Origin of the sequence: Enterococcus italicus DSM 15952, assembly GCF_000185365.1 — a bacterium.
In the GTDB taxonomy this organism is placed as follows: Bacteria; Bacillota; Bacilli; order Lactobacillales; family Enterococcaceae; genus Enterococcus_G; species Enterococcus_G italicus.
Genome location: NZ_GL622241.1, coordinates 1,847,709 through 1,868,150, shown reverse-complemented (window position 1 = coordinate 1,868,150; position 20,442 = coordinate 1,847,709). Strand labels below are relative to the sequence as shown.

Annotated in this window: 19 protein-coding genes, 1 tRNA gene and 1 other annotated feature; of the genes, 16 read left to right on the top strand and 4 right to left on the bottom strand. The window is 39.9% G+C overall.

Annotated elements, in window-relative coordinates:
- Nucleotides 1-201 precede the first annotated feature (201 nt).
- A complete protein-coding gene (locus HMPREF9088_RS08715; protein WP_248632140.1) occupies nt 202-987 on the bottom strand; it encodes a serine hydrolase domain-containing protein in 786 nt (261 codons plus the stop codon).
- A complete protein-coding gene (locus HMPREF9088_RS11465; protein WP_052607493.1) occupies nt 984-1,370 on the bottom strand; it encodes a hypothetical protein in 387 nt (128 codons plus the stop codon). Before HMPREF9088_RS11465 ends, HMPREF9088_RS08715 begins: the two co-directional genes overlap by 4 nt.
- Before the next feature lie 143 nt (nt 1,371-1,513).
- Between HMPREF9088_RS11465 and HMPREF9088_RS08710 the strand changes: the two genes are divergently transcribed.
- The 3 genes from HMPREF9088_RS08710 (at nt 1,514) to HMPREF9088_RS08700 (ending at nt 3,929) form a co-directional block, all read left to right on the top strand.
- A tRNA-Asn gene (locus HMPREF9088_RS08710) sits at nt 1,514-1,587 on the top strand.
- 102 nt (nt 1,588-1,689) lie between these two features.
- On the top strand, nt 1,690-3,018 hold the full coding sequence (locus HMPREF9088_RS08705) for a C1 family peptidase (protein WP_007208845.1): 1,329 nt from the start codon (nt 1,690-1,692) through the stop codon (nt 3,016-3,018).
- A 167-nt stretch (nt 3,019-3,185) separates the two neighbouring features.
- Nucleotides 3,186-3,929, top strand: coding sequence for an acyl-ACP thioesterase domain-containing protein (locus tag HMPREF9088_RS08700; protein WP_007208844.1), 744 nt, complete (start codon nt 3,186-3,188; stop codon nt 3,927-3,929).
- Between the two features lie 7 nt (nt 3,930-3,936).
- Here the strand turns inward: HMPREF9088_RS08700 and HMPREF9088_RS08695 are convergent, their stop codons facing one another.
- Nucleotides 3,937-4,902: an asparaginase gene (locus tag HMPREF9088_RS08695; RefSeq protein WP_007208843.1), complete on the bottom strand. Its 966-nt coding sequence runs from the start codon at nt 4,900-4,902 to the stop codon at nt 3,937-3,939.
- A gap of 103 nt (nt 4,903-5,005) precedes the next feature.
- On the opposite strand from HMPREF9088_RS08695, the gene HMPREF9088_RS08690 reads away from it, so the two are divergent.
- Nucleotides 5,006-5,836 carry a DUF72 domain-containing protein gene (locus HMPREF9088_RS08690; RefSeq protein WP_007208842.1) on the top strand — a complete coding sequence of 277 codons (831 nt, stop codon included), beginning with the start codon at nt 5,006-5,008 and terminating at the stop codon, nt 5,834-5,836.
- A 21-nt stretch (nt 5,837-5,857) separates the two neighbouring features.
- Entirely contained in the window at nt 5,858-6,721 is an 864-nt protein-coding gene (locus tag HMPREF9088_RS08685; RefSeq protein WP_007208841.1) for a Cof-type HAD-IIB family hydrolase, read from the top strand.
- A 48-nt stretch (nt 6,722-6,769) separates the two neighbouring features.
- Here the strand turns inward: HMPREF9088_RS08685 and HMPREF9088_RS08680 are convergent, their stop codons facing one another.
- Nucleotides 6,770-8,119: an aspartate kinase gene (locus tag HMPREF9088_RS08680; protein WP_007208840.1), complete on the bottom strand. Its 1,350-nt coding sequence runs from the start codon at nt 8,117-8,119 to the stop codon at nt 6,770-6,772.
- Nucleotides 8,120-8,394: 275 nt separating this feature from the next.
- On the opposite strand from HMPREF9088_RS08680, the gene HMPREF9088_RS08675 reads away from it, so the two are divergent.
- From HMPREF9088_RS08675 to HMPREF9088_RS08625, 11 genes are all read left to right on the top strand, one after another.
- Entirely contained in the window at nt 8,395-10,116 is a 1,722-nt protein-coding gene (locus tag HMPREF9088_RS08675; RefSeq protein ID WP_040366899.1) for a septation ring formation regulator EzrA, read from the top strand.
- Nucleotides 10,117-10,234: 118 nt separating this feature from the next.
- Nucleotides 10,235-11,392: a cysteine desulfurase family protein gene (locus HMPREF9088_RS08670; protein ID WP_007208838.1), complete on the top strand. Its 1,158-nt coding sequence runs from the start codon at nt 10,235-10,237 to the stop codon at nt 11,390-11,392.
- A complete protein-coding gene (thiI, locus tag HMPREF9088_RS08665; RefSeq protein WP_007208837.1) occupies nt 11,389-12,597 on the top strand; it encodes a tRNA uracil 4-sulfurtransferase ThiI in 1,209 nt (402 codons plus the stop codon). The genes HMPREF9088_RS08670 and thiI overlap by 4 nt, the downstream gene beginning before the upstream one ends.
- 128 nt (nt 12,598-12,725) lie before the next feature.
- Complete coding sequence (locus HMPREF9088_RS08660) at nt 12,726-13,385, top strand: redox-sensing transcriptional repressor Rex (RefSeq protein WP_040366897.1); 660 nt, start codon at nt 12,726-12,728, stop codon at nt 13,383-13,385.
- Between the two features lie 62 nt (nt 13,386-13,447).
- The gene (tpx, locus tag HMPREF9088_RS08655) at nt 13,448-13,939 is read left to right on the top strand and encodes a thiol peroxidase (RefSeq protein ID WP_007208835.1); all 492 of its coding nucleotides are present in this window, start codon (nt 13,448-13,450) and stop codon (nt 13,937-13,939) included.
- A 35-nt stretch (nt 13,940-13,974) separates the two neighbouring features.
- Nucleotides 13,975-14,184, top strand: a binding site (T-box leader).
- Between the two features lie 56 nt (nt 14,185-14,240).
- Entirely contained in the window at nt 14,241-16,880 is a 2,640-nt protein-coding gene (locus HMPREF9088_RS08650; RefSeq protein ID WP_040366895.1) for a valine--tRNA ligase, read from the top strand.
- Between the two features lie 94 nt (nt 16,881-16,974).
- The gene (locus HMPREF9088_RS08645) at nt 16,975-18,288 is read left to right on the top strand and encodes a bifunctional folylpolyglutamate synthase/dihydrofolate synthase (RefSeq protein ID WP_007208833.1); all 1,314 of its coding nucleotides are present in this window, start codon (nt 16,975-16,977) and stop codon (nt 18,286-18,288) included.
- A complete protein-coding gene (locus HMPREF9088_RS08640; protein WP_007208832.1) occupies nt 18,288-18,956 on the top strand; it encodes an HAD family hydrolase in 669 nt (222 codons plus the stop codon). The genes HMPREF9088_RS08645 and HMPREF9088_RS08640 overlap by 1 nt, the downstream gene beginning before the upstream one ends.
- Nucleotides 18,957-19,042: 86 nt before the next feature.
- Nucleotides 19,043-19,723, top strand: a complete 681-nt coding sequence (gene radC / locus HMPREF9088_RS08635) for a RadC family protein (protein ID WP_007208831.1) — start codon at nt 19,043-19,045, stop codon at nt 19,721-19,723.
- Nucleotides 19,724-19,875: 152 nt separating this feature from the next.
- Nucleotides 19,876-20,076, top strand: coding sequence for a cold-shock protein (locus HMPREF9088_RS08630; protein WP_016174378.1), 201 nt, complete (start codon nt 19,876-19,878; stop codon nt 20,074-20,076).
- Nucleotides 20,077-20,249: 173 nt separating this feature from the next.
- Nucleotides 20,250-20,442: ATP-binding cassette domain-containing protein (locus HMPREF9088_RS08625; RefSeq protein WP_007208829.1), on the top strand; the 193-nt coding region annotated here is incomplete at its 3' end.

The following is a 20,442-nucleotide window of genomic DNA, read 5'->3' as shown; positions in this document are numbered from 1 at the left end:
ATTTTGATAGAATTGTGCATAGACATCTGATTTCCTCCTTATTATGTTTTAGACGACTTAATTATAGGACAATCAGATGTCTTTTTGTTATAAAAAAATATTTGATGTCCTTACTCAATGTGAGTAACAACACCAAATATTATAGAACCTAACTATCTATGTCATATTCCTTTTTTATACTCTTATTCAAAAGAACATGGTTTAAAACTGAACATGTGAATGCGAAATAGTAGAATAAATGGACTGAATTGCTGACATTTGAAGTTGATTGTTTTTTTCATTTGACATAAGAATTACAGCAGTGTGGGCATTTTTATCAAAAAGTGCTAATGTTTGTTGGTCAGTGATTTCACCTCTTGAACGAAAGTAAGTTGGATGAACATATAGTCCACCTGAATAGTACTCACCTTTAAATGGTCGATAAAGTTCTGTTGAAATTTTTTCTGAGAAAAATTTCTGGTTTATCAAACTACGATAGTACCAATACAAGTCTCCAATCGACATATCAATACTGCCTGTTCCTATTTCACGTGCATAGATGTTGAGTGATGGATGAATGGCTTTTGCATAATCTTTTTGATTAATGAGCTGATAGGAAGTCGTATGATTGGCACGCTGAAACCAATCGGTATAGTTGTTGGTGTGATCCAATCCTCCTGGTCGTAATAGCTGATTCTTAACGACATTCCAATAGGGTTGATTGGTAAGTTTTTCAATCACACCGGCAAGTAAATTATAATTAATTGGCGCATAATGAAATATTCCTGTGTGTGTACCATATGCTTGATGAATATACTCGTCAAGAAGCACCTGTTCGTTGGTCGAATCAGAAGGAACAGAGCGAATCGTTAGCCCGCTAACCATGCTGAGCATCTGTTTTATCGTGATTTGCTCGCTACCAGATATATTTGGAAAAAACTGAGCGAGTTTTGTTTGGAAAGAAAGCTTATTTGCTTCAATTAATTGCGCAATGAGTGAAGCTGTTATGCTTTTTTGAATAGAACCAATTTGGAAATGTGAATGAACTGTATTTTTTTGTGTGCTGCTTGATTACTATAGCCATAGCCTTTTTCTAAGATAATTTGATCGTTTTTTATAATTAAGGCTGTACCGATAAATTTTTTGGTCGTTAATAGTTTATCAAAAGAGTTGGCTGATTGGAAATCAACAACTGTTTTTTGTAAGTTTTCATAGTTTGAAGCTGGTAAGACTGTCGTTACTATCGTTTGCTTTTTTGTTTGACGGGAAGGTTGCTTTGATAGATAGACAGTTCCACTCAATGCTATGAATAATACGAATATCAAACACAAAGTTCGTTTTATTAGTTGTTTTCTTTGCTTTTTTAACCGCCGTTCTTTTCTTGAATACATACCCATCTTCCTCTCTAAGATGATTGTAATAAGAATGGATATCATAACAATGAAAAAGAAAAAATATTTGGAGAAAATTAAGTAATTTTTTTAAAATATTATTGCTTTCTCATTTAGTTATTGTTATATTATTAATGTAATATTCCGGCATAGCTCAGTTGGTAGTAGCGCATGACTGTTAATCATGATGTCGTAGGTTCGAGTCCTACTGCCGGAGTCAAGCATCCATCACTGGGTGCTTTTTTTGTATCCAAGAAGTGGTGTTGTTTTTCAAGTTTGCTAGTAGTAAAATAGTGGTTATATTAAAGGAGGATTTGTAATGGGTGAAATAACAAAAGATATGACTGCAGCATCACTGGCTGCATTTTCAACAAATAGAAAACAACTAGCTGTTCAACGAGCAGCAGTGAAAAATGGCATACAAGAAGCGGCAGAAAATGTCCAAGCACATGTCGAAAATGTGCCAGTCTTCTCGATTGATTTAACTACTGGTAAAGTAGCCAATCAAAAACAATCTGGTAGATGTTGGATGTTTGCAGCTTTGAATACATTCCGTCATAAATTACTGAACAACTTTCAATTAAAAGAGTTTGAATTATCTCAAAGCTATACTTTTTTTTGGGACAAGTATGAAAAATCAAATTACTTTTACGAAAATATTTTAGCAACGGCTAAAGATGAAGTTACAAGCCGCAAAGTAGCCTTTTTATTACAAGTACCGCAACAAGATGGCGGACAATGGGATATGATTGTGTCCATTTTCCAAAAATATGGTGTGGTACCCCAATACGTGATGCCTGAAAGTGCTAGCTCAAGTAATTCTAAGGTATTAAATAGTCAATTGAACAAAAAATTACGCAAGGATGCGATCACTTTGCGTCAATTAGTCGCTGAGGGCAAAGATGACGCGACGATCCAAGCAGCAAAAGAAGCAATGTTGCAAGAAGTCTATAACTTCTTATCAATTTCATTAGGCACACCGCCTGAAACATTTGATTTTGAGTACCGTGATGAAGCAGGTGACTATCACATTAATCGTGAATTAACACCGCACACATTCTATGAAAAATTCGTGGGTGTCGACCTTGATAACTATGTCAGCATTATCAATGCACCGACTGCAGACAAACCATTCAACAAATCATACACAGTCGAGATGTTAGGCAATGTTGTCGGTGGCAAGGAAGTAAAATATTTAAATGTAGATATGACAACCTTTAAACAATTAGCCATTGCTCAATTGGAACAAGGTGAAACAGTTTGGTTTGGTTGTGATGTAGGTCAATCTTCGACGCGTGACACAGGTGTAATGGCGACCGATGTCTTTGACTATAACGATCTCTTTGATATTGACTTTACAATGACCAAAGCACAACGTTTAGATTTTGGTGAAAGCTTGATGACTCATGCGATGGTGTTAACGGGTGTTGATCTAGTGGATGGTCAATCAACCAAATGGAAAGTGGAAAATAGCTGGGGAGAAGAAGTCGGAACAAAAGGCTTTTTTGTCGCTAGTGATGCGTGGATGGATGAATATACCTATCAAATCGTTGTCCGTAAAGATTTCTTGACGGAAGAACAATTGGCTGCCTTTAATGAACAACCGACTGTTCTTGCACCGTGGGATCCGATGGGTGCCTTAGCGTAAATAGAATTAGTAAAAGATTACCTGCAAAAACTATAAGAGCCAGTTGTTTGGAAGATGTCTTGCGTTTTCCATTCAATTGGTTTTTTGTATAATAACTAGTGAAGTGAATTTCTAGCTACGAAGAAATACTGACAAAAATCTGGCAGAGACAGAGAGGAAGAACAGACATGGCAAAAGAATTTAGCCGTCAGCACGAGGTCGTCTATTATGAGTGTGACATGAATGGCAATATGACACTCCCGACAGTGATTAGTTTAGCAATCCAAGTTTCAGAAACCCAAAGCAACGAACTCAATCGAGGAAGTGAGTATATTCATCAACATGGCGTAACATGGATATTAACCAATTATCATCTTGAAATCACGCGGTTACCCAAGGTAGATGAGCAGATTATTGTGACGACCAAAGCCGAGGAATACAACAAATATTTTTGCTATCGGTCATTTTGGATTCGTACATTATCAGGTGAAGAATTGGTTCACATTCAAGCAGTCTTTGGGCTAATGAATATCGAAACGAGAAAACTCAGCCGTGTGATAGATGAAATCATCGCTCCTTTTGAAAGTCAAAAAATTACGAAAATCAAGCGCTTTGGCAAATTAGAGAAAATTGTTATTGGTGAAAGCTTACCGTATCGGGTGCGTTTTTTTGACATTGATAGCAATCTCCATGTCAATAATGCCGTTTATTTTCATTGGATTTTAGATGTTTTAGGTCGGGATTTCTTGACGAGTTATGTGCCTAAGACTATTACGATTCGATATGACAAAGAAGTAGAATATGGCAATGAAATAACCAGTGTGGTTGAAAAAATTAATCAAGATCAAGTGATGTGTACGAGACATGCAATCATGCTTCATGAGGAAACGTGTTGCGAGGCATTGATTGAATGGAAAGAACTAAGTAAGTAAAACTTACTTAGCTCTCCATAAATTGTTTAAAAGCTTGTGGAGTTAAATTGGCGTGTTGGCCGATTAATAATTTCAGACGGGCTTTTTGGCTGTTAATGGTTTTACAAAAAATAATACCCATTTTCTCCAGCTCAACACCGCCACCTTCATAGGAATACACTGGTTCGGCGATGCCATTAAAACAACGAGAAACCAAAATAATCGGAATCTCTTTTTTAAGTAGCGACTGTAAGGCAGGGAGCGTCTCTGGTGGAAGATTCCCTGCGCCTAGTGCTTCGATGACTAAGCCATTGATTGGCATTTGGGCTAAGGCTTCAAAAAAGTCTCCTTGCATACCAGCATAGGCTTTGACAATGGGCACTAAGCCAGACATGTCTGCTACATCGTGACGTTCAGTGGCGAGTAATTCAAGCATATATAATACTTGATGCTTGGCTATGATACCGATTGGTCCTAAAGTCGGTGTTCGAAAGGTTGCAACATTGGTCGTATGGGTCTTAGTTACGTAGCGTGCAGTATGGATTTCGTCATTTAAGACGACGAGCACACCTTTACCGATGGAATCGGGACTTTCAGCAACACGTAAGGCATTGGCAAAATTATATAAGCCATCACTGCCTATTTCATTACTTGAACGCATCGCACCTGTTAAGACAATGGGAAGCAAGTCACCGATAGTCGTATCTAAGAAAAAGGCCGTCTCCTCTAAGGTATCTGTGCCATGAGTAATAACGACACTATCGACACCATCGTATTTTGCCTGCTGAATGCGTTGCTTTAGTTTTATCATGTGCGCTAAGGTGATATGCGGACTTGGCAATTGAAAAAAATCCTCGACTAAAATAGTTGGATTTGAAGATGTCGCCAGTGTGGCTTCTAATAATGGATTTTTTTCATCAGGGGCTACGCGACCAAGTGAATCTTCTTTCATGGCAATCGTGCCACCTGTATGTAAGACAAGAATTATTTTCATCGTTCTGCTCCTTAATGGATCGTTTGTTTTGGAACTGTGATTGCATTATACTTAAGGAAATGCGGAAGTTCAAGGGTAAGAAATTAAGGGAGGAGAAAAGGGTATGATTCTCATTGGTTGTACTGGATTTCAAGAGCATGGCTCATTAAATGGTAAGACAAACGTCAGTCTATATGAATACGGTCAATACTTCCCGATTGTTGAATTGGATACGAGTTTTTATTATATTCCCCAAGAAGCCCATATCAAAAAATGGCTAACGGATATTCCTGAAAACTTTCAATTTATCTTAAAGGTACCTGGTCTTTTTACGACCCATCGGCCATTAGCCGAAGATGAAACCTTTCGTGGTGTAGCTCATACTTTTTGTCAGCGTCTAGCACCAATGATTGATCAGGGTCGATTGTTTTGTCTACTAGCTCAGTTTCCAGCTAGTTTTACGTGTACACGAGAAAATGTGACGTATCTCATGCACTTGCGTCAATGGTTTCCTAATGAAGTGGTCGCCATTGAATTTCGCCATGCAAGTTGGTATGATAAGGCTAATATTGACAAAATGCATGCCTTTATGAAGCAACAGCGGTATTCTTTAGTGGTGGCGGATGAGCCCAAAAAAATCGCCAGTACAGTCCCGTTAGATTTTACAGTTACGAATTCAGAGGCGGTACTTATTCGACTTCATGGTAGAAATGATGCTGGTTGGGTTCATACGGGTCCCGATGCACGAGCATATCGCACGTTGTATGACTACCACACACACGAATTAGCGGATTTAGCTGAAGGAATGAAGCAGTGTCAAAAAGAGACGGTCAATGTAGCAGTGATTTTTAATAATAATTCAGGCGGTCATGCAGCGGTAAATGCCAAACAATTACAAAGCCTATTACATATCGATTATAGTGGACTACACCCTAATCAAATGAATCTATTTTAATAAAGGAAGGAGGGAATAGCTATGATTCGAGCAGTCTTTTTTGATATTGACGGCACGCTTTTGACTAGGCAAGGCACAATCAGAAAGTCTACGATGCAAGCGATGCATAGCTTACAAGCACAGGGTATTTTATGTGGCTTAGCGACAGGTCGCTCGCCAATGAAGCTCCCTCATCCATTAAACAATTTTTCGTTTGATGCAGTCATTTCATTCAATGGTACGCTGGTATCGTTTCGAAATCAATTGATTAGTGAACACCATTTTTCGCAACAAGAATTAGATCAGTTGGCTGATTTTTTTGATCGTACTCACCGCCAAGCGTTGTTTTATACCAAAGATACGCAATACGGAAGCTTTACAATCCGATTTGGTCATTCGTATTATATTGCGAAGTTACTGACGCTGTTACCAGATTGGTTGCCGACAGGGACATTGCGGTACCTACTTCAAAAATGGAGTCCGAATCGCCGGAAAAATCGCTACAAGGATTTGGTGAAACGACCAGTACAGATCAATCAATGTGTATTGTTTTGTTCAGAAAAAGAAACAGCTGCAATTGAAAATCAATTTCCTGAGTTTGAAATCGTACGCTCCAATCGTTTTTCCGTAGATATTGTTCCAAAAGGGATAAACAAAAAATCTGGGTTACAAGAAGTTGCGGACTTTACTCAGATGAAGTTGGCTGATTTTATGGTTTTTGGCGATCATCAAAATGATATTCAAATGATTGAGGCTGCTGGAGTCGGTGTAGCAATGGGGAATGCTCGTCCTGAAGTGAAAAGAATAGCTGACTATGTAACAGGATCACATCAAGTTGACGGAATTTTCGATGCACTGGTTCATTTTAAGCTTCTAGCAAATAAACAAAAAAAGAATCGCACCTGATTCGTTTAGCCACATTATTATGTGAAAACGAGTCGGGTGCGATTTTTTCTAATCAAAAAATGTATAGTATAACGTGCGAATGGCGAGCTTTTCTTGCTCTTTATGAATACCAAACATGATACTTACTTCAGATGAACCTTGATTAATCATTTCTAAATTAATTTGTTTTCTAGCAAGAGCGGCCGTGCTGTCAGCAGTAATGCCAACGCGATGCTTCATCCCTTCGCCAACGACAACGACCATTGATAAATCATGTGTGATACGTAATTCATCTGGATCAATCTCATAGGCGATTTTCCGAAGAAGGGCTTCTTCTAATTCGGGGTTTAATTGTCGTGCACGAATGATAATAGAGATGTCATCAATCCCAGAAGGCATGTGCTCGTAATTGAGATTAAATTCTTCAAAAATCTTAAGTACACGCAAGGTGAAGCCAACTTCACGGTTCATTAAGTACTTACTAATGTAAATCATGCTAAAGCCTTCGTCACTTGCAATCCCAACAACTGCTTGTTCATTTGAAGAGCGGTTGTTCGTAATGCGTGTGCCAGGTGCTGATGGATTGTTTGTGTTTTTGATGACGACCGGAATTTTTGCTTTGTAAGAAGGCATTAGGGCTTCTTCATGGAAGACACCGAAGCCGGAATAGGCTAGCTCGCGCATTTCACGGTACGTTAGTTCTGTCATTAGGACAGGCTTATGCACATAGCTAGGATTTGCTACGTAGATGCCATCAACGTCGGTAAAGTTCTCATATAGCTCAGCTTTGACACCTGCGGCTACAATCGCACCAGTAATATCAGAGCCACCACGGGAGAAGGTACAAATCTCTCCGCTCGTTGTCATACCAAAAAATCCCGGAATGACTAAAATCTCAGAGGAATTATGCCAAGTATAAATTTTGCCATAGCTTTCTGATAGAATTTGAGCGTTTTGAGGTTCTTCGCTGACAAGAATTCCTAATTCAGCGGGGCTGATGTAACGAGCCTTTAAACCTTGGCTTTTAAAGACACCAGCGATTAACAAGGCATTGTTGTTTTCTCCACTGGCTAAAACCCGATCATAGAAATACGGCGTGAAAGGCGCCTGTTGTTCAGTTAATTGGACCAAATTTTGCTTAATTTTAGCTAAGATGTCTGGTTCAACTTGAAATGTAGCGCCGATTTCTTCATATCGCTGGTAAATTTCATCAAGCAACGCCTGACTATTCTTTTGCTGTACAATGGCTTCATGAAGTGAAATTAATAAATCAGTAACTTTGATGTCTTCTTTGAATCGCTTGCCTGGTGCAGAGACTACGACAAAACGACGCTCGGTATCTTCTTTAATGATATTGACAACTTTTTGAACCTGTTCGGCAGATGCAAGTGAACTGCCACCAAATTTTGCAACTTTCATCACTTTTACAACCTCTATTTAATATTTATTTCCTAGGGTACAGGTTTAGACTAAAGAAATCAAGTATGGAATGAAAACTTGCCGAAAAAATCATGAGAAAATTGCGAGAAAACGAATTTTTATTTTTTTCAGATTGATTAGTGAATGGCATTATTGTTTGTGTTATAATTTACAGTAGATGTCTAAATCAAGAGCATTCTGTGCCAGAGTGCTTTAGTAAATGAGAATACGAGACTTTTTAAGACAGAATGAAGTTGAAAAATGGAGGAACCATAATGGGAACTAATGGAGTCGTCGGCTTAGTCGTAGTGATTCTTTTCGTGGTAGCGGCCTTTTATATAGTCGGTTATTATATCAGAAAGAAAAATCAAGAGACACTTAATGGATTAGAAAAACGCAAAGAAGAGTTATTTGATTTACCAGTCATTGAAGAGATTGATGAAGTGAAAAAAATGCATTTAGTTGGTCAAAGCCAAAATACTTTTCGAGAATGGAACCAAAAATGGGCAGATTTATCAACAAAATCATTTGCTGAATTAGAAAGCCAAATTTTTGAAGTTGAGAGCCAAAATGAATCGTTGAAGTTCTTCAAAGCGAAAGCAGCTACTGCTGATGCAGATAAGACGCTGACGGAGATGGAAGAGCAAGCACAGACAATTCGTCAAGGGCTAAAAGAGTTGCGTGAAACAGAAGAGCGCAATTCACTAGCTGTGCAAAAAGCCTTAGATATTTTTGAAGAGCTAAAATCAGAACTAAAAGAAGAAGCAACGACGTTTGAACCAGCGCATGCTGAGTTACAAAAGCAAGCAAAACAAGTCGAAGAAGAATTTACGAAATTTGTCATGCTGAATACATCGGGTGACCCAATTGAAGCTCGCGAAGTATTGGAAAAAGCAGAAAAAGATACGTACGAGTTAGAAGCAACGATGAAACGCGTTAAACCATTAGTCGATGAATTATCGAATCGTTTCCCAGGTCAGTTAGAAGAGCTACAAGCCGGCTACCAAAAAATGATTGATGAAAATTATGTATTTCCAGAAGATCAAATCACATCCGATATAGCTCGTGTCACACGGAAAGTCGAAGCAAGCCTGGCTGATTTAGAGAAAGTCGAGCTAGATACAGTCGAAGCGGCGACAAAAGAAATCGCGACTGATATTGATGACTTATATGCTACGATGGAAAAAGAATACGATGCTCGTCAATATGTTGAACGTAATCGTAAAGTCTTATCGGAATACATTACGCACTCGATGCGCAACAATCGCCAATTACTAATCGAGTTAGATCATACGGCACAAAGTTATACACTGAATCACAATGAATTAGGCCAAACAAGAACTTTCCAAACAGAAATTGAAGAATTATTTAGAAGAAATGAATTGCTTGAGCCTAAGATAGAGAAAAAAGAAGTACCTTACACGGAAATTCAAGCTTTCTATAAAGATGCGTATCAAATTCTAGATGAAATTGAAAACCAACAAGTGACGATCGATGAATCCATTCGTGACCTACGAAAGGGCGAAAAAGAAGCTCAAGAAAAGATGGATCATTACGAGTTTACTTTACGTAATTTAAAACGATATGTTGAAAAACAACGATTACCAGGTCTACCTGGTGAGTACTTGGAATACTTCTTCCTTGTAACTGATCGTGTGGAAGAACTAAGCAAAGCACTGAATAAGATTCGCATCAATATGGACGATATTAACAAAATGGTTTCTGTTTGCGATGAAGACATGGTGGAATTAACAGATCGGACACATGACTTGGTTGATGCGGCATCCTTGACTGAACAAGTTATGCAATACGCCAATCGCTACCGTCATACACATCCTGATGTAAAAGCAGCGATTGATCACGGCCTTGATTTATTTAATCAAGAATACCGTTATCAAGATGCTCTTGATGAGATTGGGACTGCTCTTGAACGGGTAGAGCCAGGAGCGTTTAAGCGGATTGAAGACTTTTACTTCAATCATCCAGATTTAGTATAAGAGAAGAAAGTTGGTAGTCAAAGATGATTACCAACTTTTTTATGGTAACCAGAAACTTGAAACATACTGATGATGTGTTTATAATAGGTAAGACTTTGAAATAGAGGGGCAGAAAAACGTGATATATTTTGATAATAGTGCGACAACGATGATTGATCCACAAGCATTGGATGCGTACGTAAAAACAAGCCAACGAATTATAGGAAATCCCTCAAGTTTACACGATTTAGGGAATCAAGCAAACCGTTTGTTGCAGCAAGCTAGAAAGCAAATCGCGCAACAACTTTCAGTGTCGGAAAAAGAAATCTTTTTTACGAGTGGAGGAACAGAAGGTGACAACTGGGTCCTAAAAGGAACTGCCTGGGAAAAACAGGAATTTGGTCGTCATATCATTATCTCAAGCATTGAGCACCCTGCAGTCAGTGAAGCAGCGCAGCAATTAGAAAAGCAAGGCTTTGAAGTTAGTGTGATTCCAGTGACTTCAGCTGGTTTTGTTTCGCTTTCAGAGCTAGAAAAGGCGATACGCAAAGATACGATTTTGGTATCCGTCATGGCAGTGAACAATGAAATGGGAGCAATCCAACCAATCAAAGCCATTAGTCAATTACTCGAAAGCTACCCTAAAATCCATTTTCACGTGGATGCTGTACAAGCCATTACCAAAGTGCCGACAGAGGAATGGTTGACACCACGCGTGGATTTTGCGACATTTTCGGCACACAAGTTCCACGGTCCAAGAGGCGCTGGTTTTCTATTTTGGCGTCAAGGAAGAAAGCTGTCTCCTTTACTGAGTGGAGGCGGGCAAGAGAATAACCAACGAAGTAGCACGGAAAATGTTCCTGCTATTGTCGCGATGGCTAAGGCTTTACGGTTAGCGATGGAGCGCAAAGCGGCTAAGCCGACGCACGTTTATGACTTAAAGCAAGCACTACGCAATGCCTTAGCGCAATATGAGCGAGTGACTATTTTTTCTGCGATGGAACAGTTCGCCCCCCATATCCTTTGCTTCTCGCTAGAAGGAATTCGCGGAGAAGTTCTGGTCCATGCGTTTGAAGAAAAGCAAATCTACCTATCTACGACTAGTGCCTGCTCAAGTCGCAAGCACTTAGCAAGTAGCACGCTTCACGCCATGAACATGCCAGCGAATTTAGCCACTAGCGCCGTGCGGATTAGTTTGGATGAATCCAATACGATGGCGGAAGTCGAACAATTTTTAATTATTTTCAACCATTTATACCAAAAATTTGCAAAAATTAGCGAAGGAGTCGCAAAGTGAAGTATTCAGAAATTATGGTTCGTTATGGCGAACTGTCCACAAAAGGTAAAAATCGAAAAATGTTTATTATGCAATTAGCAGAAAATGTACGCCGTGCATTGGTTGATTTTCCATTAGTTAAAATTCATGCCGACCGTGATCGCATGCATCTTTTATTAAATGGGGAAGACAGTCAGCTGGTGATGCCAAAATTGCAAAAAATATTTGGCATCCAAAATTTTTCTCCAAGTATTCGCGTGGAAAAAGATGTTGAGGTCTTGAAACAGACGGTTCAAGAAATTATGCAATCAATTTATACAGGGAAAGAAACGTTTAAAATTACCGCAAAACGCAGCGACCATGATTTTGTTCTTGATAGCGGAGAATTAAATGTTGCGTTAGGAAATGCTGTCTTTGATTTATTTCCTGCGATTCAAGTCCAGATGAAACACCCAGATATTAATCTGAGAGTCGAAATTCGACGCGATGGCGCATATCTATCCTATGAAACGCTACTCGGTGCAGGTGGGCTTCCAGTCGGTACAGCTGGTCGTGGGATGCTGATGCTATCAGGTGGGATTGACTCCCCAGTAGCTGGTTATTTTGCGATGAAGCGAGGCGTTGAAATCGAGGCAGTCCATTTTGCAAGTCCGCCTTATACCAGTGAGCAAGCTTTGCAAAAAGCGAAGGATTTAACAAGTAAACTTGCGCCTTACGTAGGAAGCATTCAATTCATTGAGGTGCCCTTCACAGAGATACAAGAAGAAATCAAGCGTCGTGTACCTCAAGGTTATTGGATGACCATTACGCGCCGCATGATGTTACGCTTGACGGATATGATTCGCGACATGCGTAATGGGCTGATCATCATTAATGGAGAATCACTCGGTCAGGTCGCTTCGCAAACATTGCAAAGCATGGTGGCCATTAACGAAGTCACGACGACACCGGTGATTCGTCCAGTGGCAACAATGGATAAATTAGAAATTATCGAAGTAGCACAAGCGATTGACACATTTGAACTAGCAATCCAGCCATTTGAAGATTGCTGTACGATCTTTGCACCACCTCAGCCCAAAACACGTCCACAACTAGAAAAAGTCCTACAATATGAACAACGACTCGACTTAGAAGGATTGTTGGCACGTTCTCTAGCTGGCTTGAAAGTTAGTGAAATTCGTGCAGAATCAGAACAAGTAAATTTTGAATTTGACGACTTACTCTAAGGATAGGAAAGCTTTGGAATTCACATATTCCAAAGCTTTTTATTGTTTTTTCTAAAAAGAATGATTGTACTACCAAAGATTGCGTGATACACTTTTATGTGAATAAAGTAACAATTGAGGTGAAGAAATTGGAAAATCTGAAAGTCAAAAAATTACCCAAGGCAACAGCAAAAAGGTTACCATTGTATTTGCGATATTTAAAAGTATTAAATGAATCTGAAATTGTCCGAATTAAATCAAAAGATTTTGCACAAATTACCCAAGTACCTTCAGCTACGATTCGCCGAGATTTTTCCTATTTAGGTGAACTTGGTCGCAGTGGGTATGGGTATGATGTACCCTATCTGGTAGAAGTCTTCAGCCGTTTACTCGAAAGTAATGAAGAAAAACGTATTGCATTATGCGGGTATGGCAATTTAGGAAAAGCCTTAGTTAATAATAATTTTCGCAGAAATGAAAACCTTTCGATTGTGGCCGTCTTTGATAATAATCCTGAGATGATCGGTAAGACCGTGAATGGTTTTTTTGTGCATAGTATGGCTGACTTAAAGCAAGTTATCAAAGATGAAGGGATTACAGTCGCTATCTCAACCGTTCCAAGTAAATACTCTAAAGATGCAATCGATGCCATTGTCGATGCCGGTATTACAGCAATTTTGAATTTTGCTCCGAATCGCGTCAAAGTACCAAAATCAGTCCATATGCAATACATCGATTTAACGACTGAATTGCAAACGCTGATCTTCTTTGACTCCTTGCAAGAAAAATCTGTACCAGTCAAAGCATAATCATTGGTTTTTTACTCCTGTGTGCTTATACTAAAAGTATATAAGAATAGGAGTGACGTAGTATGAAAATCACCCGTAAAGGGCAAGTCATTGACGTTCCAGGAAATCAGCCTGGAGAGGGAGAAGTAGCACCTGATTTTGCCTTACAGGATTTGCAAGATGCAACGATCTCTTTAGCAAGTCTAAAAGGACAACCAACGATTATCAGCATTATTCCAGATATTGATACACGTGTCTGTGCGATTCAAACCAAGCGTTTTAATCAAGAAGCCAGTCAATTAGCTGGTATTCATTTTGTGACGATTTCTAACAATACCAAAGAAGAACAAGCAAATTGGTGTGGCCAAGAAGGTGTCGATATGACGATGGTCCATGATCCTGAAAATGTGTTTGGCGAGGCATATAGTATTTATATGCCAGAGCTAGGTCGCTATGCTCGGTCGATTTTTGTATTGGATCAAGATAGTGTGATTCGCTATCGCGAGATTGTACTTGAGATGAGTCATGAGCCTGATTACACGCAAGCAATTGAGGCAGCGAAACGCTTAGTCTAATTGACTTTCTTTTTAGAAATGTGTAGAATATACGAAGAAAAGCAAAGATCAAGAGGAGTATTTAGTAAGCCTACTTTTAGAGAGAAGATGAGGGTGGAACATTTTCAGTAGGAGCTAAAGAAGGTAGCTTGGGAGTTATTTAGCTGAAGGCAGTAAGCTGAATCGGATCGTGACCGTTAACACACGCTAAAGGGGTAGAGTAAGCTCTACAATTTAGGTGGTACCGCGTATCTTACGTCCTAATGTGTCTGACACATTAGGACTTTTTTTATGCCAAAAGAATGAAACAGGAGGTCTCTTTATGACAGAAAACAATCTTTCAACAAAGTATAATCCGCAAGAAGTCGAAGCGGGTCGTTATCAAAAATGGCTAGATCAAGATCTATTCAAACCAAATGGTGATCAAACAGCTAAACCATATTCAATCGTTATTCCACCACCAAACGTAACAGGAAAATTGCACCTTGGTCATGCTTGGGATACGACATTACAAGATATGATTATTCGCCAAAAGCGGATGCAAGGCTTCGATACACTGTGGTTACCTGGTATGGACCATGCAGGCATTGCAACGCAAGCCAAAGTAGAAGAAAAATTACGGGAGCAAGGCATTTCGCGCTATGATTTAGGGCGTGAAAAATTTGTAGATCAAGTCTGGGAATGGAAAGAAGAATACGCAGGCCACATTCGAGAACAATGGTCAAAACTGGGACTGTCGCTCGATTATAGCCGCGAACGCTTCACTTTAGATGAAGGGTTATCAGAAGCAGTGCGAAAAGTCTTCGTGACATTATATGAAAAAGGGCTCATCTACCGTGGGGAATACATCATCAACTGGGATCCACAAGCACGCACAGCTCTATCAGATATCGAAGTGATTCATAAAGATATTGAAGGTGCATTTTACCATATGAGCTACTTACTTGCAGATGGTACTGGACAAGTCGAGATTGCGACGACCCGACCAGAAACGATGCTCGGTGATACTGCGATTGCTGTCCACCCTGAGGATGATCGTTACCGTGAGTTAATCGGCAAAAAAGTTATTTTGCCATTAGTGAATAAAGAAATTCCGATTATTGCCGATGAGTATGTTGACCGTGAATTTGGAACAGGAGTCGTAAAAATTACGCCAGCCCATGATCCTAATGACTTTGAGGTCGGCAATCGTCACAACTTGCCACGCATCAATGTAATGAACGAAGATGCAACGATGAATGACTTAGCTGGTAAGTATGCAGGCATGGATCGATTTGCAGCTAGAAAGCAAATAGTTGCAGACTTAAAAGAACAAGGACGTCTAGTGCGTATCGAAAAAATGAATCACAATGTTGGACATTCTGAGCGAACAGGAGTTGTCGTGGAGCCACGTCTTTCTACCCAATGGTTTGTAAAAATGCAACCTCTTGCAAAACAAGCGATGGACAATCAAGAGACAGAGGATGCGGTGGAATTCTTCCCACCAAGATTTAATCAAACATTTATGCGTTGGATGGAAAATGTTCATGATTGGGTTATTTCTCGTCAATTGTGGTGGGGACACCGCATCCCTGCTTGGTATCACAATGAAACAGGTGAAGTCTATGTAGGAATGACTGAGCCTAGCGATCCGGAAAACTGGCACCAAGACAATGATGTATTGGATACGTGGTTTAGTTCTGCGTTATGGCCGTTTTCGACGATGGGTTGGCCTGATACAGACTCAGCTGACTTTAAGCGCTACTTCCCGACGAATACGCTTGTAACAGGCTATGATATTATCTTTTTCTGGGTAAGTCGGATGATTTTCCAAAGCTTGGAATTTACCGATCGCCGTCCGTTTAAAAATGTCTTAATGCATGGGTTAATCCGTGACGAACAAGGCCGTAAAATGAGTAAATCACTAGGCAATGGGATTGATCCAATGGAAGTCATTGAAAAATATGGTGCCGATGCGTTGCGTTGGTTCCTATCCAATGGTTCCGCACCAGGTCAAGATGTTCGTTTTAGCTATGAAAAAATGGATGCTGCCTGGAATTTTATTAACAAAATATGGAATGCGTCACGCTTTGTATTAATGAACTGCGAAGGCATGACGGCAGCCGAATTACAAATCAATGGCGAAAAATCAGTTGCCGATCGTTGGATTTTGGCACGATTGAATGAGACTGTGGCAAAAGTGACGGACTTATTTGATCGCTTTGAGTTTGGTGAAGCAGGTCGTCAATTATATAATTTCATCTGGGATGATTTTTGTGATTGGTACATTGAAATGAGCAAAGAAACACTGTACGGTGAAAATGAAGCAGCAAAACAAACGAACAAAGCAGTATTAGTCTATGTACTAGATCAAAGTCTGCGCTTATTGCACCCAATCATGCCATTTGTGACTGAAGAAATTTGGTCGAAATTGCCATATGAAGGAACCTCGCTCGTTGTCGCGAGCTACCCAGTTGTTGAAGCTTCCTTTGAAGATGAAAAAGCTATTGTTGGTATGGGCGTATTGAAGGAATTGATTCGTTCTGTCCGTAATATTCGGGCCGAGGTAAATACCCCACTATCTAAGCCAATCACGCTACTTATTCAAACAAATGATTCAGCGATTGAAGCATTCTTACAACAAAACACAAATTACATCGAGCGCTTCTGTAACCCAGAAGAATTAGTAATTGCACCAGACTTACAAGCGCCAGAGTTAGCGATGTCAGCTGTATTAACAGGGGCGACCATTTACTTGCCACTCGCAGGTCTAATCAACATCGAGGAAGAAATTAGCCGCCTTGAAAAAGAATTAGCTAAATGGCAACAAGAAGTCAAACGAGTGCAAGGAAAATTAGCTAATGAACGATTTGTAGCCAATGCACCAGCAGACGTAGTTGAGCAAGAGCGTGCAAAAGAAGCAGACTACTTAGCAAAAGAGACTGCTGTGAAAGAGCGAATTGCGCAATTAAAAACAATTTAACAAACATAAAACGAAGATGGGAGTGATCTGTCTTCGTTTTGTTCATTTCTGATAAGTGATAGAATAGAGAAGAAAAAGAAGATGGGGTGAAAGAATGCTAAAAACAGCAGAAGAAGCAATTGCTTGGATTCATCAACGCAAAAAATTCGGCGTGCGTCCAGGATTAAAGCGTATGGACTATTTACTTGAACAGCTGAACCATCCAGAACGCAATTTTGACAGTATCCATGTAGCTGGTACGAATGGAAAAGGATCGACGGTTAGTTACTTACGGGCACTATTGGAGACAGTCGGGGTCGATGTCGGTACGTTTACTTCCCCATATATTGAATGCTTTAATGAACGCATTCAATATAACCAACAATTTATCGCAGATGAGGCGATTTTGTCTTATGTTAACCGACTTCTGCCGATCATTACTGAAATGGATCAGCGAGAAGATGTTCAAGGGATTACCGAGTTTGAACTATTAACTGCGATGGCATTTATGTACTTTGCTGAAATGAAGGTCGACGTTGCTCTAATAGAAGTGGGACTAGGGGGTCTCTATGATTCGACCAATGTTATCGATCCGCTAATTAGCGTGATTACGACGATTGGCTTAGATCATGTCGATATTTTAGGCGATACGCTAGAGGAGATTGCGACACAAAAAGCAGGAATCATTAAGCCTAAGCGTCCAGTCGTTACAGGAAATATCTCACCTGAAGCACTGGCAGTCATCCAACAGATGGCTAAAAAAAATCAAGCGCCACTCTATAGTTATCAAAAAGACTATCAGATCGACTATCTTCGACCAGATAAAGAATGGGGGGAAGTGTTCACCTTTCAATCACAAGAGGCTGTCTTTGAAAGTCTCCATATTCCGCTGATTGGTATGCATCAGACGGAAAACGCCGGCGTAGCCTTACAAACATTCATCCTCTATTGCCAACTAAAAGGTATTCCAGTCAAGCTAAAGCTGGTGCAACAAGGCTTAAAGAAAACTTATTGGCCAGCTAGAATGGAGAGAGTCAAAAAAGAACCGTTGATTGTATTGGATGGTGCGCACAATGTCCATGCGGTGACACGGTTAGTGGAAAATTTGGAAAATGAATTTGCTGGCAAGACGATTCATGTCTTATTTTCAGCGTTGAAAACCAAAGATGTCGAAGGGATGCTTGAGAAATTATTGACAGTCAAAGAGCTAGACATCTTGGTGACGACTTTTGAATTTCCGAAGGCGATCCCTTTAGCCAAAGAGATCCAAGCTATCGAGCCTAACCGTATTTCGTTTGTGTCCCTTTGGCAACTGGGCTTGGCCGAATTATTGGAGCGTATGACCAATGATGACGTACTGTTAGTCACAGGTTCTTTGTATTTTGTGTCGCAAGTAAGAGCATTGATTCATACATTAGAGGAGGAGTAATGGCAAAGTTAACGGGAATTATATTTGATATGGATGGTCTGTTAGTTGACTCTGAATCAGTCTATTATGAAGGCACTCAACACATTGCGGATCGATTGGGCCTACCGTTTACCAAAGAGACGTATTTAGCTGGTCTAGGTATCTCTGATGAAGAATTGCACGGCTATTATCATCAGTTGTATGATGCGCAAGTGGGACATGAAGAAGTCGAGCGCTTCATTCAGGTGAGTTATGATTATTGTGTCTCATTATTTGAAGCGGGTCATGCGAAATTAAAACCAGGTGTGCATGAATTGTTAGCTTTCTGTCGTACAAAAAAAATCAAGACGGTCGTCGCTTCAAGCAACACAAAGAAACTCATCACCCTCTTACTGAACGAAACAGGAATTTTCGAACAGTTTGAAGCAATCATTTCGGCTGATGATGTACCGCGTGCCAAGCCAGATCCAGCCATCTTTTTAGCAGCACGTGAGTACTTACAGGCAGAGCGTAGGGAATTGCTTGTCTTAGAGGATTCAAAAAATGGGCTGCTTGCAGCCCAGGCGGCAGGCATCCCGGTCATTATGATTCCAGATTTATTGCCGCCACCTGATATGCCAGACTTACAAGTATTGCCACAGCTGACTGACGTACCTGATTTTTTGATTGAACACTATCGATTTGATTAAATAAGCCAATTCGTTTTGCCAGTATTTTCTGTCGAAACGGATTGGTTTTCGTATTTACTTATGAGAATGAAAAAAGGAGAAAATAGATGGCAGAATTACAATCAACGAGTAGCTACGTGCGGCCACGGGAACGATTGCTTGAGGCAGGCGAAGGAGCTTTATCCAATCAAGAATTATTAGCGATTATTTTACGGACAGGGAGTAAGCCGTATACAGTCATTGATCTTGCACAGATGATTTTAGAAGAATTTCCCGATTTGTATACATTGAAAGATGCCAGCTTATCGGAGTTACAGCGGATTCCCGGTGTTGGGGTCGTGCGTTCCATCGAGTTAAAAGCGATGATGGAATTTGGTAGGCGTATTCATTTAGCTTCACAGCCCAAGCTAGGGAAGGTTCAGTCGAGTTATGCCATAGCACAACAATTAATGGAAGAAATGAAGGATTACCAGCAAGAACATTTACTCTGTCTCTACTTAAATACCAAAAATGAAATCATCAAAAAAGAGACATTATTTATCGGTTCATTAAATCAATCGGTTGCTCATCCGCGTGAAATATTTAAGGGGGCAGTACGCGTGAGTGCTGCCAGGATCATTCTCACGCATAATCATCCATCCGGTAATCCTAAGCCATCCTCACATGATTTGCAATTCACAAAGCGGGTCAAAGAATGTGGAGAAATGATGGGCATTGAAGTATTGGACCATCTGATTATTGGCACGAGGCGCTATGTCAGTTTGCGTGAGGAAGGATTTTTCCAATGAGGATTCCTATTGCAATCAAGGAAGTAAGCGTGTAAAATAGAATTGTAATTTTGTTTGGGAATAGAAGTTGAAACAAATTGTGTCACCTCTATCATCAGCGAGCAATGTTACAACTTTATTAACATGCTTTAAGCATGAGGAGGTTAGTTAAGATGGAACAAGGTACAGTAAAATGGTTCAATGCTGAAAAAGGGTTTGGTTTTATCACACGCGAAGATGGTAGCGATGTATTCGTACATTTCTCTGCTATCCAAGGTGACGGATTCAAAACATTAGAAGAAGGTCAAGCAGTGACTTTTGACGTTGAAGAATCAGATCGTGGCCCACAAGCGACAAACGTTGTGAAAGCTTAATCATTGAGCATACTTCAAACACCTCTCTTACTTTTGTAAGAGAGGTGTTTTTTCTATCAGGAAAAAACTTCCAAGATAATTATTGTGAATTTCTTCATGTTTTATTCATATCTCTTTCTTATTCTGGTAGAGAAGGAAATGAAAAGGAGGAAAACTACAGAAGGAGTGAAGTCATGATTGAGATAAAAAATCTTGTCAAAAAATATGGCAATCACATTGCTTTGGATCATGTAAGTTTTTCGATAGAAAAAGGGAAAATTTATGGTTTATTAGGTGCCAATGGTGCCGGAAAGTCAACAACGATGAACATCATTACTGGGTATATTGGTGCAACATCGGGGAGCGTGGAAATTTGGTGTGCATCCC

Excerpts from the sequence above, each read along its gene's own strand:
- HMPREF9088_RS08650 (WP_040366895.1), top strand. The coding sequence starts at position 14,241 with ATGACAGAAAACAATCTTTCAACAAAGTATAATCCGCAAGAAGTCGAA.
- HMPREF9088_RS08645 (WP_007208833.1), top strand. The coding sequence starts at position 16,975 with ATGCTAAAAACAGCAGAAGAAGCAATTGCTTGGATTCATCAACGCAAA.
- HMPREF9088_RS08675 (WP_040366899.1), top strand. The coding sequence starts at position 8,395 with ATGGGAACTAATGGAGTCGTCGGCTTAGTCGTAGTGATTCTTTTCGTG.
- radC (WP_007208831.1), top strand. The coding sequence starts at position 19,043 with ATGGCAGAATTACAATCAACGAGTAGCTACGTGCGGCCACGGGAACGA.
- HMPREF9088_RS11465 (WP_052607493.1), bottom strand. The coding sequence starts at position 1,370 with ATGTATTCAAGAAAAGAACGGCGGTTAAAAAAGCAAAGAAAACAACTA.
- HMPREF9088_RS08690 (WP_007208842.1), top strand. The coding sequence starts at position 5,006 with ATGATTCTCATTGGTTGTACTGGATTTCAAGAGCATGGCTCATTAAAT.
- HMPREF9088_RS08685 (WP_007208841.1), top strand. The coding sequence starts at position 5,858 with ATGATTCGAGCAGTCTTTTTTGATATTGACGGCACGCTTTTGACTAGG.
- HMPREF9088_RS08630 (WP_016174378.1), top strand. The coding sequence starts at position 19,876 with ATGGAACAAGGTACAGTAAAATGGTTCAATGCTGAAAAAGGGTTTGGT.
- HMPREF9088_RS08705 (WP_007208845.1), top strand. The coding sequence starts at position 1,690 with ATGGGTGAAATAACAAAAGATATGACTGCAGCATCACTGGCTGCATTT.
- HMPREF9088_RS08695 (WP_007208843.1), bottom strand. The coding sequence starts at position 4,902 with ATGAAAATAATTCTTGTCTTACATACAGGTGGCACGATTGCCATGAAA.
- HMPREF9088_RS08640 (WP_007208832.1), top strand. The coding sequence starts at position 18,288 with ATGGCAAAGTTAACGGGAATTATATTTGATATGGATGGTCTGTTAGTT.
- HMPREF9088_RS08700 (WP_007208844.1), top strand. The coding sequence starts at position 3,186 with ATGGCAAAAGAATTTAGCCGTCAGCACGAGGTCGTCTATTATGAGTGT.
- tpx (WP_007208835.1), top strand. The coding sequence starts at position 13,448 with ATGAAAATCACCCGTAAAGGGCAAGTCATTGACGTTCCAGGAAATCAG.
- HMPREF9088_RS08680 (WP_007208840.1), bottom strand. The coding sequence starts at position 8,119 with ATGAAAGTTGCAAAATTTGGTGGCAGTTCACTTGCATCTGCCGAACAG.